The sequence below is a fragment of the Stieleria maiorica genome (assembly GCF_008035925.1).
Classification (GTDB): domain Bacteria; phylum Planctomycetota; class Planctomycetia; order Pirellulales; family Pirellulaceae; genus Stieleria; species Stieleria maiorica.
Genome location: NZ_CP036264.1, coordinates 7604682 through 7619716 on the forward strand (window position 1 = coordinate 7604682; position 15035 = coordinate 7619716).

The 15035-nt window shown below is 61.3% G+C and carries 11 protein-coding genes; 8 read left to right on the plus strand and 3 right to left on the minus strand.

The window, feature by feature from the left end; translation table 11 throughout:
- Positions 1 to 337 precede the first annotated feature (337 nt).
- The 3 genes from Mal15_RS25830 (at position 338) to Mal15_RS25840 (ending at position 5962) form a co-directional block, all read left to right on the plus strand.
- A complete protein-coding gene (locus Mal15_RS25830; RefSeq protein WP_147870388.1) occupies positions 338 to 853 on the plus strand; it encodes a CAP domain-containing protein in 516 nt (171 codons plus the stop codon).
- Positions 854 to 1171: 318 nt separating this feature from the next.
- Positions 1172 to 1924 carry an RNA polymerase sigma factor gene (locus Mal15_RS25835; protein ID WP_147870389.1) on the plus strand — a complete coding sequence of 251 codons (753 nt, stop codon included), beginning with the start codon at positions 1172 to 1174 and terminating at the stop codon, positions 1922 to 1924.
- 339 nt (positions 1925 to 2263) lie between these two features.
- On the plus strand, positions 2264 to 5962 hold the full coding sequence (locus tag Mal15_RS25840) for a protein kinase domain-containing protein (protein WP_167547049.1): 3699 nt from the start codon (positions 2264 to 2266) through the stop codon (positions 5960 to 5962).
- Positions 5963 to 6166: 204 nt separating this feature from the next.
- Here the strand turns inward: Mal15_RS25840 and Mal15_RS25845 are convergent, their stop codons facing one another.
- The 3 genes from Mal15_RS25845 to Mal15_RS25855 all read right to left on the minus strand — a co-directional run bounded on the left by Mal15_RS25845 (position 6167) and on the right by Mal15_RS25855 (position 9770).
- On the minus strand, positions 6167 to 7516 hold the full coding sequence (locus Mal15_RS25845; protein WP_147870391.1) for a DUF11 domain-containing protein: 1350 nt from the start codon (positions 7514 to 7516) through the stop codon (positions 6167 to 6169).
- Positions 7517 to 7582: 66 nt separating this feature from the next.
- On the minus strand, positions 7583 to 8353 hold the full coding sequence (locus Mal15_RS25850; RefSeq protein ID WP_233903033.1) for a hypothetical protein: 771 nt from the start codon (positions 8351 to 8353) through the stop codon (positions 7583 to 7585).
- Between the two features lie 106 nt (positions 8354 to 8459).
- On the minus strand, positions 8460 to 9770 hold the full coding sequence (locus Mal15_RS25855) for a hypothetical protein (protein WP_147870392.1): 1311 nt from the start codon (positions 9768 to 9770) through the stop codon (positions 8460 to 8462).
- Between the two features lie 222 nt (positions 9771 to 9992).
- Here Mal15_RS25855 and Mal15_RS25860 point away from each other — a divergent pair, with 222 nt between their 5' ends.
- The 5 genes from Mal15_RS25860 (at position 9993) to Mal15_RS25880 (ending at position 14978) form a co-directional block, all read left to right on the plus strand.
- Positions 9993 to 11084 (plus strand): hypothetical protein, encoded by a 1092-nt coding sequence (locus Mal15_RS25860; RefSeq protein WP_147870393.1) that lies wholly within the window; start codon positions 9993 to 9995, stop codon positions 11082 to 11084.
- A gap of 122 nt (positions 11085 to 11206) precedes the next feature.
- On the plus strand, positions 11207 to 11635 hold the full coding sequence (locus Mal15_RS25865; protein ID WP_147870394.1) for a hypothetical protein: 429 nt from the start codon (positions 11207 to 11209) through the stop codon (positions 11633 to 11635).
- A 69-nt stretch (positions 11636 to 11704) separates the two neighbouring features.
- Positions 11705 to 12955 carry a DUF1559 family PulG-like putative transporter gene (locus Mal15_RS25870; RefSeq protein WP_147870395.1) on the plus strand — a complete coding sequence of 417 codons (1251 nt, stop codon included), beginning with the start codon at positions 11705 to 11707 and terminating at the stop codon, positions 12953 to 12955.
- A 371-nt stretch (positions 12956 to 13326) separates the two neighbouring features.
- Positions 13327 to 14028 (plus strand): GntR family transcriptional regulator, encoded by a 702-nt coding sequence (locus Mal15_RS25875; protein WP_147870396.1) that lies wholly within the window; start codon positions 13327 to 13329, stop codon positions 14026 to 14028.
- On the plus strand, positions 14025 to 14978 hold the full coding sequence (locus tag Mal15_RS25880) for a dihydrodipicolinate synthase family protein (RefSeq protein ID WP_233903034.1): 954 nt from the start codon (positions 14025 to 14027) through the stop codon (positions 14976 to 14978). The genes Mal15_RS25875 and Mal15_RS25880 overlap by 4 nt, the downstream gene beginning before the upstream one ends.
- Positions 14979 to 15035 lie beyond the last annotated feature (57 nt).

Below are 15035 nucleotides of genomic sequence, written 5' to 3' on the forward strand. Positions count from 1 at the left end.
GAACGCCATTACCAATCTGTTCGTCTGTCACTCGCTCACCCTGCTGGCGTGGTTCGGCCCGCCGGTCGGGTTGTCGGTTCGAGAACCGGGACATAGGTTTCTGCGTGCCCGTCATTTCACGTCGGGCTGCGAAAAGAGGACAGGAACCGCGGGTGTGGCGGCTTTCGCCGCCCACTGTCGCTGCGAATCAGCGACCGGGAATCGCCTAAAGGCTAAACACCAGCGGTGACGCCCGTGCCATTTGTGCCTGACCCCTTTTCGTGAATTCGAATTTGACACGCAGTGTCGTCTGTTCACGGACGTTCGTTGCCCCACAGACCTGAAAGGGATTGTTTTGATGAAATCACGTTTGATGCTTTTGGCCGCGTTTGCATTGACCTCCGCCACCATCGCTCAGGGTGGCGCCTTTGACGAAGTCAACGCGTGGCGTCGCGGGGCGGGGTTGCCGGAATTGATCGAAGACCCCGAGATGACCAAGTTCGCGCAGCAAAAGGCGGAGTACCGTGCCGCCCGCGGATTGAAGAACGGGCATCAAGGTCCCTCGGTACCGGGCGGTTGGACCGAGGGTTGCGGTGAAGCGACGGCAACCTGGGGATGGTTGACCTGTGCGACCGAATGTGATTTCCGATACGCCGGGGCGGGGATCGCGACCGGGGCCGACGGCGAGCGGTACATGGTGTTCGTCGGTCGTGGCGGCAGCGGACGGGCGCTGATCAATCCCGACCGCTACCCGATCATCAAGACCGCGCACCTGACGCCCAAGCCGATCCGCGGGTTGGTGAAGGCCGCTGCGTCGGCAAAGGCCGCCGTGTCAGCCACCCAACGCTGTCCCAAGTGCGGCCGAATTCACTGACCGCTGCGAGGCAAACGCCAGCCAGAGCCCCGACTGCAATCGTCGCCGTGTTCTCCGAACTCGGCGTGCGAAACAGCGATGCGATGCCCCGCGCCGATCGCAACCGTCGCCGTGTTCTCCGAACTCGGCGTGCGAAACAGCGATGCTTTGCCCCCGCGCCGACCTCGGAGAGGACGGCGACTGTCCAGCGCCATCGAAAACGAAACTGCGGTAGACGACTCGGTGGTCGTCGCGTTCTCGACGATGTTACACTGGGGGTTGGGGCGCCAAAGAGGTGTGATCGTGACACCCGGGCTCGTTGACGTTGGGAGGATGCGGATGAATCGTAATCAACGCGTTTCGGTCGCCGATTTTTGTCGCTTTCCGACCACGCAATGGACGTTGGTCCAGGACGCGTGCGAAGACGTCAGCAAGGATCAACGTCAGGCTCTCAATGAGGTCTTGAGTCAATACTGGCCGGCGATCCGAGCGCATCTGGTGATCCGGAAAGGTGTCGATCCGAACGACGCCGACGATTTGGTGCAGAGCTTTGTCACCGATCGGGTGCTCAACAGTGATTTGTTGCTCGCGGCTGATAAGGATCGGGGCAAATTCCGATCGCTGATCGTCAAAGCGCTGGAAAACTATCTGGCCAATGAGTTGCGTCGACGCAATGCCAAGAAACGCCAAGCCGAACGGGCCGTCAGTCTTGCCGACGACGTTCTGGCCGATCTGAACACGACCGCACAAACACCGGAAAAACTTTCCCAGACCGCTTGGGCTCAGGAAACACTTGCGACCGTGTTGCAACAGATGAAGGACGAGTGCCAGGCCAGCGGTCGCGATTGTTTGTGGCAGGTTTTTCAGGGCCGGATCCTGGGGCCGATTCTGGAAGGGACAGAACCGACGCCGTACGAACAGATCGTGCGACGCGGCGATTTCGCGACCAACGCACAGGCTCAAAATGCACTGGTCACCGCCAAACGCATGTTTTGCAGAACGATGCGATCCCTGTTGCAAAACCGTGGAGCAGCCGAAGCGGATATCGATGCCGAGATCCAAGATTTGGAACAGTGTCTGTCGGCGTACTAGTGGTTTTCTAACGCTGTCCATGGTGTGGGAATCACGGAGGGATGGCAGAACGATGGGGGCAGAACGATGGGGGCAGAACGATGGGGGCAGAACGATGGGGGCAGAACGATGGGGGCAAAATGATGGGGGCAAAATGATGGGGGCAAAACGATAAAGGGCAGAATGATGTGGGGGCAGAATGATGTGGGGGCAGAATGATGTGGGGGAGTGGAGGTTCGCGACGAAGACGTTGATCTCCATTGGACGCCGGTCGATTCGCGCCAGCGGAAGCGGTCGTTCCGTTAGTCTCTCCTTCGCGGGATCGCCACCAGTTCTTACATGCTTCCCGCTGTCGTGCCCATGAAGTTTTCTGGATATCAATTGCTGTCGCAGCGGGGGGCCGGAAAGGATTGCGTCGCCTATTTGGCGCGGGAGTTGTCCAGCGGGAATCTCGTTCAGTTGTGCGATCTGACGTCGGCGGCGAAACATCAACGCCGCTGGGCTCGGCTGACGCGGCAGCTAAAAAAAATCGCCGTGTTCTCACATCCCGCCGGCCGACCACTGATTCAGCTGCAACTGAACACCGATCCGCGGTTTGCGGTGTTGGGTTTGACGGGAACACGGACCCTCGCCGACAACTTGCAGCAACCTTCTTTGCAGTGGCCGACGGCGCTGGCGATCTGCTTGCGTTTGTCCGATTGTTTGATGCATGCCCATCGCCTCGGCATCTCGCACGGCAATCTTTGCCCCAGCGGGATCGGGATCGACGACGATGATGAACCAATTGTCGACTTCACCCAATTCCTGGCGATGGGAATAACTTCGTCGCAAACCTCGGATCCATTGGACCGGTGTTGTCTGCCAAAATCGTCCTCCACGGTCGGCGCTGATCCGGCCGCGAACGACATCTATGCACTCGGCGCAATGCATTCGATGTTGTTGGGGATCGGACGATTCGGACGTCTGTGCAACGCGCCGATACCGCCTTTGTCCGAAGGTGAGAGCGCGTCACTGGAGTCGCTGATTGATTCGATGCTCGACGACGATCCGCTTGATCGGCCGTTAGCCGACGAGGTCGTGCGGGAGCTGAACGCCGGCCTGCGGGCACATCTCAACCAGGCACATCTCAGCGATCCGGGATTTGGCTCTGTTACATCCGCGCCGACACCATCTGGTGGCGCGGAAACCGGCGGCGACGCGGAGACGATCGGGCTGATGAAACCAGCGCCGGCAATGGGCAATGAACGGGGCCTTGAAGGCCGGCGATTGGGGCGATTTCAAATCGAACGCCGGATCGGATCGGGGGCATGGGGAGCCGTGTTTCGCGCGATCGATGTGGCCGACGGCGCGACGGTCGCCGTGAAGGTCTTGCATCCCGAGCATGCCAATTGCAGGGACGTGGTCAAACGGTTTCGCGACGAAGCACACATTCTGGCCGGTATCGACAATCCCCACGTCGCAAAACTGTTGGACGTCAATTGTCAGGACGGGGTTCATTATTTGGCGATGGAGTTTGTCGACGGACCCAACTTGGCGTCCTTGTTGGCCCGGCACGGCTCTATCGACGAGCCACGGGCGCTGCAGATTCTCGCCGATGTCGCGCGGGCGTTGGTCGAGCCGCATGAATACGGCGTGGTGCACCGCGACATCAAGCCGGCAAACATCATCATCCGGCTTGCCGAATCGGGCGGCCGTCAGCGAGATGCTGTGGGGAGACAGCCCGATCGGTCGCAAACCGCGGCATCGGATGGTATGGGAATCGAAGCGGCGACGTTGGTCGATTTCGGGCTCGCGCAAGATCTGTTTGACGACCGACCGGAATCCGACGCCGGCGAACAATCTGCCCCGCGGGCCATCGTCGGGACGCCTGCCTACATGTCGCCCGAGCAATGCGGGGGTGAGCCCGTCGGCCCCGAGACGGATGTTTACGCGATGGGGGCGACCCTGTTTCACCTGCTCGCCGGTCGCCCTCCGTTTCTGGGCGACAACATCCAAGCGATCATCGATCAACATCGCAACCAGGCACCGCCACGGATCAGCGAATTCCGAGCCGGGATTCCTGATTCCGTCACCGAGACAATCGATCGGGCGCTCGCCAAGCGGCCGGTGTTGCGACATGCCGACGCCGAGGCCTTGCTGGTCGACGTCGAGCGGCTGTTGCGCGGCGAACCGGTCTCGATCGAAAGTCATCCGTTCGCGCCGGGCGACCCGAGTGCCGCGATGCGGTTTCAATTCCAGTGGCCGCTCAGGTCTTCCCCGGCTGCGTTGTGGCCCCATGTGTCCAACACCGAACGTTTGAACGAGGCGATCGGGTTGCCGGTGGTCGATTACACGCGGCAAGTGGATGACGAAGGCGGTGTCACGCAGACCGCCAGTGCAGAGCGATTGGGAATGAAATTCCAGTGGCGGGAACATCCGTTCGAATGGATCGAAGGAAAACGTCTCGCCGTTTTACGAGATTTCCAATCCGGGCCGTTCAAGTGGATGATCAGCCGGGTCGAGTTGCAGGCTTCGTCCGACGGCGGCACGCATCTGAGTCACCACGTAATCGTGCAGCCCCGAAGTGTCCTCGGCCGGGCCGCGGCGGCGTTGGAAGTCGGTGTCAAAGCCAAACGGGCGCTCAAACGCGTCTACTTTCACATCGACCGGACGGTCGCGGCCAACGGCGTCGGCGATCCGTTTCGCCAGCCCAACCGATTGAAACTCGCCCGACGCCGACGACTCGATCAGTTGATCGAGCGGTTACGATCGCGGGAATTGAATGCACACGTTGTCGCGCGTTTGAGTGACTGCATCGAAAAAGCTCCCGCGCAGGAACTTGCGAGAATCCGACCGCTTGCCTTTGCCCGCCAATACGGTTTGAACGCGGATGCGGTTGTTGACACCTTTCTCGCCGCCGCCCATGAGGGGCTGTTGGTGTTGTACTGGGATATCCTTTGCCCGAGTTGCCGAATCCCGTCGGATATCAAAGAAACCCTCCGCGAGGTAAAGAATCACAGTCATTGCCCCGCCTGCAATCTGGATTTCGAACTCGATTTTGCCGGCTCGGTCGAATTGATCTTTCGCGTCAGCCCGCAGATCCGCCAAGCGGACGTCAAGACGTATTGCATCGGTGGGCCCGCGCATTCGCCACACGTGGTCGCACAACTACGCATCGATGCGGCGGAACGATTACGGCTGGACCTGTCGCTGGACGTGGGCAGCTACCAACTTCGTGGGCTGCCCTGTGCGCTGGTGATCGATTTCGAAGTTGCCCATCCCGGCGAAACATCACGTTGGGACATCGACGTGGACGCGGATTCGCTATCAACACCGCTTGATGTGCCGCTGCAAGGCCCGGAGATGAAGGCCGGTCGCCAATGCCTGGTTCTGGCCAATCATTCGCGTCGCGAGCAGGTCATCCGCGTCGAGCGTCGATCGCCCAGGACCGATGTCCTGACGGCCGCGCGAGCGTCCACCTTGCGATCCTTCCGCCAATGGTTTCCCGGCGAGATTCTCTCACCCGGTGAGTTGGTCGGCGTGGGCGCGATGGCGCTGATGACTCTTTCGATTTCGGATGATCCGCAGGCCGGCCAGGTTGCCAATGCGCTCGCAGGCCAGTCCTTTCTCAAGATGACCTCGGAGGTCGTCGAGCGATTCGGAGGCACTACCCTGCCGGGGCCTGCCGATCGCGTTCGCGTTGCGTTCGACGATCCCAGTCGAGCACTGTTGGCCGCGCTCGATCTGCATCAGTCATGGAGTGCCGACGGATCGATCAAGCATCGTCGATTAAAAATCGCATTGGATCATGGAGGTTCAGTGGCGGTGAGCGTCCAGGACCAGCTCGACTATTTGGGCGAAACAGCGAGAGCCGTCGAGCGGATCTTTCAGCAGACGCAACCGGGTGAATTGACGATGTCCGTCCGCGCCGCAAGTGATCCTGTGGTCGCGTCGCTGCTCACTGAGCGGCAACTCGACGGGCGGATGGAAACGATCGAGACGGATGATCATGGTCCTGTTTTGATCCATCGGTTTGGAATCGAGAGTGTCCGGGCGGATGTGGATCGAGTCTCCGACTAAGTGATGCCTTCTTTAGGGAGATGGCAAAACGATGGGGGCAAAACGATGGGGGCAAAACGATGGGGGCAAAACGATGGGGGCAAAACGATGGGGGCAAAACGGTGGGGGCAGAATGATGGTGGGGCGGAATGATGGGGGCAGATTGTTTTGCCCCCATTGTTTTGCCCCTTCAGTCTTCGCCGAGATCGTTCGCCGGCGCGGCACTTACCGAACGCGGCACTTGAACTCAATCTTGGCGGTCTCGCCGACGGCCAACGGTTCGGTCAGAGTCCACTTCATCCGGACCGATCCGGCGGCGTTGCCGGCGGTGCTGAAGTCAGCCTTGCGATCGCATTGCTGTGAGCCTTCGACGTACTCCAGACGGCCGACCAGGCTGTCGGCGATTTCGATGTTGTCGACCGGCGAGTCGCCGACGTTTTGCAGATGGATGGCGAACGACACTTCGTCACCCTGTTGGGCATGATGCTTGTCGGCGACCTTGATGATTTGCAATCGTCCGGCGTCGGGGAAATCGTATTCCACGAACCCTTCGACCTTGGCGTCACGCGTCAGCACCGGCGGCGCCATGCTTTCGATCATGACTTCGACCGCATCGCGGACCATCCAAGAGTGGGCGGCCACGGCACCTTGCTGCAAGATGGCGATTTGGGATTCATCCAAACGATTGAGCGAGATCGCGTCGAGCGTGGCAAGGATTTCCAAGGCGTCTTCGGCCAGCAGCGGTTGCACGATGCCTTCGACCGGCACGCCGCGGTTGCGATCACGCATCGCGTCGACACGTCGAGCAACGTCGGCACGGGCCAGTTCCAGGCTTTCGCCGACGACCAGACTGGGCTGCGTCAAACCGATGCCTGTCGGGCCGACGGGCTGCGAAGTGCCGCGAAGCCCGACCGCTTTCTCTCCGGCAACCGCACCGCTGACTTGACGCACGGCGCCAAAGCGAGGCGAGTATAGGCAAACGGGGTTGCTTTGCTGGACCTCGATTTTGCCGGATTCGGTCGTGTAGTGAACCACGGCATCTTGGGGCTCCAGTCCGCCGATCCGGTCGTCGATCATCACCCGCGCTTGCGGGGGAAGATCGCCGCCGTTGCACAGAAATTCCTGTGGGTCCATCGGCTGTCCCATTGCAAGCGGCGAAGCGGCGGGGGCACATGCTTGGCAAGCGGCCCCATCGGTGCTTTGGATGCACCCCTGGCAGGATCCGTCCGGTTGCCCCGCCCGATCGCTCAATCGACCGAAATATCCGACTTGGGCGATTTCACTGGTGGTGGATGCGTGTTGCGGCGCGGAGTCGACTGATGACGTGTCGCTGACGCCGGGAACGGCCGGAGTTTTTCCACCGGGGGTCAACTCGGGCGTCGGCGCCTGGTGAATGCCCGGCAAGTTCGGTGTCCCCGGCAAACGAAATCCCTTGGTCGCTCCCGGCGACTGGCACCCGGCAAAGACCACCAACGCTGCGAGCAGTGCCGGCGCGAGCAGTGAGGTTGCGGCGACGTTGTGGCCACGAAAATTGCCCCGACAGAAGAAGCCGCGAGATGCAAAGCAGTGGATCATGGTCGGATGATTTGATAGGTGTGTCGGGAACAAAGGGTGTGTTCAGCCGTCAGACGGTTGAATCGATCACGGTTGCTGGGTGGCGGGATCGGGTTTGTAGATCGGCGCCCAGGCGGGGAAGCCGAAGTAGAACTGAGGCTCCAGGGCCGGGTTGCGCGGCGGCGACTTGGAACCGACACGCACGATGGCGATCGGTCGACCGAGTGAATCGGCCGTGGCCAGCGCGTCTTGGTCCAGCGGAATGTCGATCGGCCGCGACTCGGTTCGTTGTTGGGCCAGCGGGATCGCCGTTTGGGGGTCTTCCAGATAGATGACCCGTGTCACCAAGTTGCCATCCAGGGCCTCTTCCAAGTCCGATTGGCTCAGGTTGATCGGGATCGGGTAAAGGGTTTCCAATCCGGGCGGCGGGTACGTTCGACCGATCAATTCGACGGTCGGGTACAGTTCGGCGCCGATCGCGCCGGAGATGCCGGTGATTCGGAAACGGTACACCGCACCGACCAGCAATCCGGCCATCAGGTTCGGCTCACTTTCGGCGTGGCTGCCCGCCAGCGGCAGCGAAAACTCGGTTCCCTCGGGTCCCGAGAACGCGACCGGTTGAAACGCACCTTGGTGCATGGTCACCGCCGCGGGGCTTTGCCAAATCGCTCCCGGAGGCAGTGCTTTGTGATACAGCGGGTGTCGGCCACCGGTGGGCAGGGGTTCGGCCGCGGCGGCGACGCTGCTGTACAAGATGATCAGTAACAAAAAGGCGAACATGCAAACCTTCGCACCAGCACGGTGGCTCGATTCGGGCATGTCGATCGCGATGGCGATGGTTTTCGGCCTGGTTTGCATAGTGGTTCACTCAAACGTGGGCGTCGGTCATCCGAAAATCAGATGCCGACGCCGCGTGCTTTCAACAGTTACCTCGATCAGCCCTTCGAATTACGACGCCCTGGGGTCAGGGCTGGCAATTCGGATCGACTGATTGACTGCCTTGCAGCAGGGGACGTCCGGCGGGAGCACCCGGGTGGATGTTCTGCTCGGTGATCCGCACCCGACTGACCGGGTTGGGATAGCTGTATCCGGGCTGGTGTCGCACGGTCGTCCGCATGGTTTCGACCGGTCGTGGCAGATTCATCGGCGTGCGGTTTTTCATCACGTGTTTCTGCAATCCGGCGGGCGATCCCAAGGGGATGTGCGGCGGTCCGGGCAACCCGATCGGAGTGCCGCTGATCGGCATGCCGTACTGGGGTGCGTTGACGCCGGCGATCATGCCGGGCAATTGCGGCGGAGCGGTCGCACAGACGCCACCTTCGGGGCAGCAGCCTTCGGTCGACGCCGGGGCGAACGGAGCCGGCAGTCCGGCAATCGGTGGAGCCATTCCCAGGCCCATGCCGCCGGAGCCGGGCATTTCGATGTCCTTGTCACCCAAACGGATGATCGCCAGGATCGAACCGCGGCGGTCGGCTTCGACGATCGGGTCCACACCGGGATCCAGTCGGGTGCTGACCAAGGTATCGATCCCCGCCAACGCCGGTCCTTGGAAATCCGGATCGGGCAAGTACAGCACCTTGGTGACAAAGTTACCGGTGACGACCTGATCGAAATCCTCTTCGTCAAACTGAAGCGGAATCGAGTTGTGTGCCAAATAGGCTCCGGTGCGCGGATTGGCGTAAGCCAATTCGATCGTCGGATACAGTTCCACGCCCTCGCGTCCCGGGATGTTGGTTAGCTTGATCCGGAACAAGCCACCCTGGGGAAAGTTTTGACGGGCGGGGACGATCAGCGGTTCGCTGTCGAACATGCCGCTGCCGCTTTGGTCATAGCGGACTTGCATGCCTTCGGGGCGACCGAAGGTGACTTGAACGGCTTGGTTGATCGGTGCGGCGACCATCATGCCGGCTCCGCCGGAGACGGTTCCGCCGGAGTCGCTCATGCATCCGCTGCAGGCGGCACCGCCGCCTTGCATTCGCTGCACGAATCCGACTTGCTGGATCTCGCTTTGGCTCGGGTCTCCGCCGGCAGCGGCGATTTGCGACGCGACGTCCGCGGGCAGCTCGTTGGCCGCCACGGCACCGGGGCCTGCCGGAGCCGCCATGGCACCTGCGTACGGCGGTGGTCCCAGGACACCGGGGCCGGGGCCTCCGACTCCGGGGCCGGGTTCCATCAGTTGCTGTGCCGGCGGCAAATTGTGGCGAGTCGGTACGCATCCGGTCGCGACCATCGCACCAGCCGCAATCAGCGACAAGTGAGTGACGAATCGTTTCATCTTTTCCCCCATTCCTTGGGTAGCACCGCGCTCGAATGCGGTTTGCGGGTCGGTCCCCGCCTGGGCTGAAAAATCAAAGGTAGTTCTTTGTGCTCGATCTGCCTGGACGTGCGACCCGAATCGCATCTACGATTCGCGCCACGCAGCGGACAGAACGGCCACGTGATGTACCCATCGGCACGTTGTGTCCCGATTCTTTGGAAAAATCGCCACAACCCGACCATGAAGATCGATCGACACGACCCCGATCCGCCGAATCGACTCGTGAAACACTGTTTCACGACGAAGGCATGGCGAAGGTCCATCGGATGTGTGCTGGCAATGTTGTTGATCGTTTCCTCTTCCGCCGCGCAGTCATCACTTGGCCAGCAGTCGCCGTGGGCGACCGAGTCACCGCCGTCACTGGAAGCCGACCTCCGACCGCCCCGCGAAGACGCCGTCCCCGAACCACGATCTGAACAGCAGCGCGTCAACGACCAACAGCGCGCTGCCGCATTGATCGATCAAGTCATCGACAGGCTTGCCAACGGTGCCGCGTTTGACTGCAAGGTCCGACAACGTGTGCGGACCGCCGGACGTGAAGTGTTGGGCGTGGGCACCTACCTGCAAGTCGGCGGCGGCAGCGGACAGTTTTCCTTTCAAATCGAAATGCACGACGGCGATGGAAAACATCGGCTGCAACAGATCAGTGACGGGCGTTTGGCTTGGACCCGCACTCAGATCGCCGGCGTCGTTTCGCTCAGCCGCGTCGATGTGGGGTGGCTGGATGAAGGTGCCCGAACTCTGCGTCGCAACGACCGCATCAAGCCGAGCATGATGGTGGGGGGGCCGAGTGAAATGCTCGATAGCATTCGGCGAGACTACGACTTGAAACTCGGCAAAAGCTCGCTGTCCGGACGCCCGCTCTTGGTCGTCATCGGAACACTGAAACAGAGTCGACGCGACCAGATCGGTGCGTTCTCGCATGATGGCGTCCTCCCGCCGCTTTTTCCCACGCGGGTCAACGTTGCCATCGCGCAAGATGACGATCCCGAGATTGATTTTGGCAAAGGGCTGCCCGTAAGGATCGAGCACTTCAGTGATCCGATCGCCGAACCCCGGGACGCTCAACAGGACGCCGCCCAGGCGCCGAAGCGGCGGCAGATGATCTCGCTGTTGGAATTTTATTCGATCCGTCCGGTTGCCCCGCCGCCGATTCAACGCTTTCGTTTCGAGAACCAAGACACCGAAATCGATTTCGTCAACGAAACCGGCCGCTATGAAAACCGCTTCAACATCCGCGTTAGCGCCAAAGAACGCCAGCGGTACCGATAAATCGGGAAGATGAGGAATAGGCAAATTCGGGGATTTCAACTTGACGAACCGGGCCCTTCACTGGAACGTATAGGCAAGCAACACCTCCTTTTTGTGCAGATGAAGTCACTCCGAATACCTACATGAACTCTCTGGCCGGCAAGACGATTTCCGTGCTGCTGTGTGGTTTGGTCCTGCTGGGCCAATCTGCGGCGTGGTTGCATGTCGCCACTTGCGAGGGGGGGTGGGCGACGACTCAGGCGCGAGGGGAGCACGCTGATCTGGTCGTCACCCAGCGCGATCACGGGCATCCCGGCTGTGGGCATCATCATGCTCATGGAATTCCATCGTCGAAAACGTCCGATCACGACTCGTCGCGGCCGGCACATTCACATGACAGCGACCACTGTGCCGTTTGTCAGTCCCTGGCCTGGATCGGCGGAACGGTTGTCACAGAGTCGCTTGCTGTAACCGGCGACGCATTTGTCGAGCGTCAATTGGTCGTCGATGCGCCGTTTGTCGAGAGCTTCGTTGTCTCTTGCCCGCGTCTCCGCGGCCCGCCGATCGGCTGAATGAAACCTTTGGTCTGCCCCTGATCTGTCCTGCGGGCTTCTCTCGATCATTCTTCATTCAGCAATCCCATGTTTCTTCATCACTCAAGTCGTGCGCGCCGGCCGCGCCCGCAACGAGCGTTCACGCTCGTCGAATTGTTAGTCGTCATCGCCATCATCGGTATCCTTGTCGGCCTGTTGTTGCCGGCCGTTCAGGCGGCACGCGAAGCGGCGCGGCGAATGAGCTGCAGCAACAATCTGAAACAACTCGGGCTTTCGCTGCACAACTATCACGGGGCTTACAAGCAGCTGCCGACTTACAAGGGAGGCACCTGGGTCAACGGTCTGGACGGATCGACGGACCAGGACAACCGTATGGATCTATCGATCTGGGTCGGGCTGATGCCCTACATGGAGCAGCAGGCGCTGTGGAGCCAGATCAGCAACCCAAATTCCAACCTGGCGAATTCGGACAGTCGCCGCACACCACCATGGCCGGCGATGGGGCCGCGGACCTCGCAAGCCAATTACCCGCCGTGGATGGTCGAGGTTCCGACGCTGCGCTGCCCCAGCGATCCGGGGACAGGACTGCCGGCAATGGGCCGTACCAATTATGCCGCGTGCCTGGGCGATTCGGTCGTGCTGATGGACCAAGGCCCGTGGCACCAAGTCAATCATGTCGTCACGTCACCGCCGATAGCGATCGCAGTTGAGGCGAATGCGGCGTGCCGCGGCGCGTTTGTCGCCCGCAAACAAATGCGTTTCCGAGACGTCTTGGATGGATTGTCCAACACGATCTTTGCCGGTGAAATCACGACGGACCTGGGGGATCGCGACAAACGGACGATCGCCTCGATCCAGGGCGAAGACGATGAGATTCGTGACGAGCCGGATCACTGCGAGCACGAGGGCTACATCAGTCCCGAACGCCCGCGGTTTTGGTCCGATGGAACCGACGGTGGCACCGCGCCGACGCTGGCCGCCAGCAACCAGGGACGCGGTTTTCGCTGGGCCGCCGGTGGGACGGTTTATACGGCGATGAACACCATCCTGCCGCCCAACAAAGATCTGTGCTTGGGCGGCGACGCCGCCGGCGACGAAAACTCCATGGGCATCGCTCCGCCCAGCAGCCGGCACCAAGGCGGCGTTCACGTCTTGATGGGTGACGGCGCCGTGATCTTCTTGACCGATTCGATTGAAGCCGGTGACGTTCACCACACCAACGTTTGGAGCGGTGGCACCGGCGCGTCGGTGCCCGGTGCGCAAAGCCCCTACGGATTGTGGGGCGCGCTGGGAACGCGTGCTTCTCGGGAAACCGTGCAAGAACAGCTCAATCAGTGAGCCGGATGCCGGGCCGCTCGCCGACGCGTCCCGCTGGCATGGGATGCCAGCACGTGGCGTGAGCCAGTGGCGGGCGGTGATGGTGGAGTTGGCTGGCGGGCCGCTCGCTGACGCTTCCCGTTGGCATTGGGTTGCCAGCACGTGGCGTCAGCCAGTGGCGGAGTTGGCTGGCGGGCCGCTCGCTCACGCTTCCCGCTGGCATGGGATGCTAGCACGCGGCGTCAGCCAGTGGCGGGCGTTGATGGTGGAGTGGACTGACGGGCCGTTCGCTGACGCTTCCCGCTGGCATGGGGATTGCGTCTCGCCGGGGTCTTGCACGCCGCTTGCGACCTGCTAAAGTCTATAGACCTCTATGAACTTGAGCGTCGCCCGTGACTTCCACCCACGCCCAACTGGCCTACCAACACCTCCGATCCCGGTTGATCGCCGGCGAATTCCAACCGGGCAGCCGGATTCGCTACGGCCCGATCGGCCAAGAGCTGGGCATCAGCGCCACGCCGGTCCGCGAGGCGATGGGCCTGTTGGCCAACGAAGGGTTCGTCGAACTGGTCCCCCAACTCGGCGCGGTCGTGCGCACGATCGGACGTGAGGAATTGGTCGAACTGTACGAGATGCGCGAAGCGATCGAGCCCTACGCGGCGGCCAAGGCGGCCGAGCGGGCCAGCCCCTCGCAACTCGCCGCGATCGAGCGCGCCCTGGGGAGGATGCGATCCATCGCCGCCAAGGTGTCCAAGACGAAAAACCGAACGGCCGGCAAACGCGACACCGCCGAGTTTGAAAAGGCGGACCTCGGCTTCCACATGTTGATCATCGATGCGACCGGAAATCAAACGATGGTCCGTTCCAGCGAAAGTTCCAATGCGCTGGTGCGCGTGTTTTCGGCCGATCGACATGCCTACGACGCGAGCATCATGGAAGCGACGTGTGACGATCATGCCTCGATCCTTGACGCGATCCGATCCGGGGTGGCCGACCGGGCACGCGATGCGATGCAGCGTCACATCGCATCGGGACTGCAATTGACGCTGCAAGAAATTGAATCCAGGGAAACCAATCGATGGGAAGTGCCGTGACAGACAGTGTCGGTGGACAAACAGAAACACAATCAACCACACTCTCGTTGCAGGGCATCGTCCCGCCGTTGGTGACACCGTTGGCGGCCCGCGATCAACTGGACCACGACGGGCTGCAACGGTTACTCGACCACGTCATCGATGGCGGCGTTTCCGCCGTGTTTATCCTGGGGACCACCGGTGAAGCGCCCAGTTTAAGCTACCGTTTGCGGCGTGAAATGATCCAGCAATCGGTACGGATCACGGCCGGACGTGTGCCGGTTTTGGTCGGGGTGACCGACACCGCGTTTGTCGAATCGGTGGCGCTGGCCGAATACGCCGCCCAGTGCGGAGCGGACGCGGCCGTGCTGACGACGCCGTACTACTTTCCCGCCGGCCAGACCGAACTGACCCGCTACGTGCAAAGCATCACGCCGAAGATTCCCTTGCCGTTGATGCTGTACAACATGCCCGGGCTGACAAAGGTCTGGTTCGAAATCGAAACGTTGGAGCGACTGGCCGAGATCCCGTCGATCATCGGCGTCAAGGACAGCAGCGGAGACCTGGAGTATTTCGAACGGCTGTGCCAATTGAAATCGCAGCGCCGTGATTGGCAGGTCTTGATCGGCCCCGAAGCGCTGTTGCCCCAGGCACTCGAGCTCGGCGGCGATGGCGGCGTCAACGGAGGTGCCAACGTGATGCCCCGTGTCTTTGTCGATTGCTACCAGGCGATCAAAGCCGGAAACACCGAAGCGGCCGATGCCGCCTTGGCGACGATCTTGAAGTTCCAGGAAATCTACGAAATCGGAAAGTATGCCTCGCGGCACATCAAGGCGACCAAGTCGGCGCTCTCGCTGATCGGCATTTGTGAAGATCTGCCCGCCGATCCCTTCAACCGGTTTTTGGAGCCGCAACGCGAGCAGGTTGCGGAGGTGTTGCGCGAGATCGGGGTGTTGGGGAAGGCAGAGTGAGAGGAGGCAGAATGATACGGGGCAGAATGATGGGGGCAAGACGATGGGGGCAAGACG

What these genes read in the sequence shown, in the direction of transcription:
- Mal15_RS25830 (WP_147870388.1), top strand. Translation starts at nt 338, where the DNA reads ATGAAATCACGTTTGATGCTTTTGGCCGCGTTTGCATTGACCTCCGCC.
- Mal15_RS25835 (WP_147870389.1), top strand. Translation starts at nt 1,172, where the DNA reads ATGAATCGTAATCAACGCGTTTCGGTCGCCGATTTTTGTCGCTTTCCG.
- Mal15_RS25840 (WP_167547049.1), top strand. Translation starts at nt 2,264, where the DNA reads ATGAAGTTTTCTGGATATCAATTGCTGTCGCAGCGGGGGGCCGGAAAG.
- Mal15_RS25845 (WP_147870391.1), bottom strand. Translation starts at nt 7,516, where the DNA reads ATGATCCACTGCTTTGCATCTCGCGGCTTCTTCTGTCGGGGCAATTTT.
- Mal15_RS25850 (WP_233903033.1), bottom strand. Translation starts at nt 8,353, where the DNA reads ATGCAAACCAGGCCGAAAACCATCGCCATCGCGATCGACATGCCCGAA.
- Mal15_RS25855 (WP_147870392.1), bottom strand. Translation starts at nt 9,770, where the DNA reads ATGAAACGATTCGTCACTCACTTGTCGCTGATTGCGGCTGGTGCGATG.
- Mal15_RS25860 (WP_147870393.1), top strand. Translation starts at nt 9,993, where the DNA reads ATGAAGATCGATCGACACGACCCCGATCCGCCGAATCGACTCGTGAAA.
- Mal15_RS25865 (WP_147870394.1), top strand. Translation starts at nt 11,207, where the DNA reads ATGAACTCTCTGGCCGGCAAGACGATTTCCGTGCTGCTGTGTGGTTTG.
- Mal15_RS25870 (WP_147870395.1), top strand. Translation starts at nt 11,705, where the DNA reads ATGTTTCTTCATCACTCAAGTCGTGCGCGCCGGCCGCGCCCGCAACGA.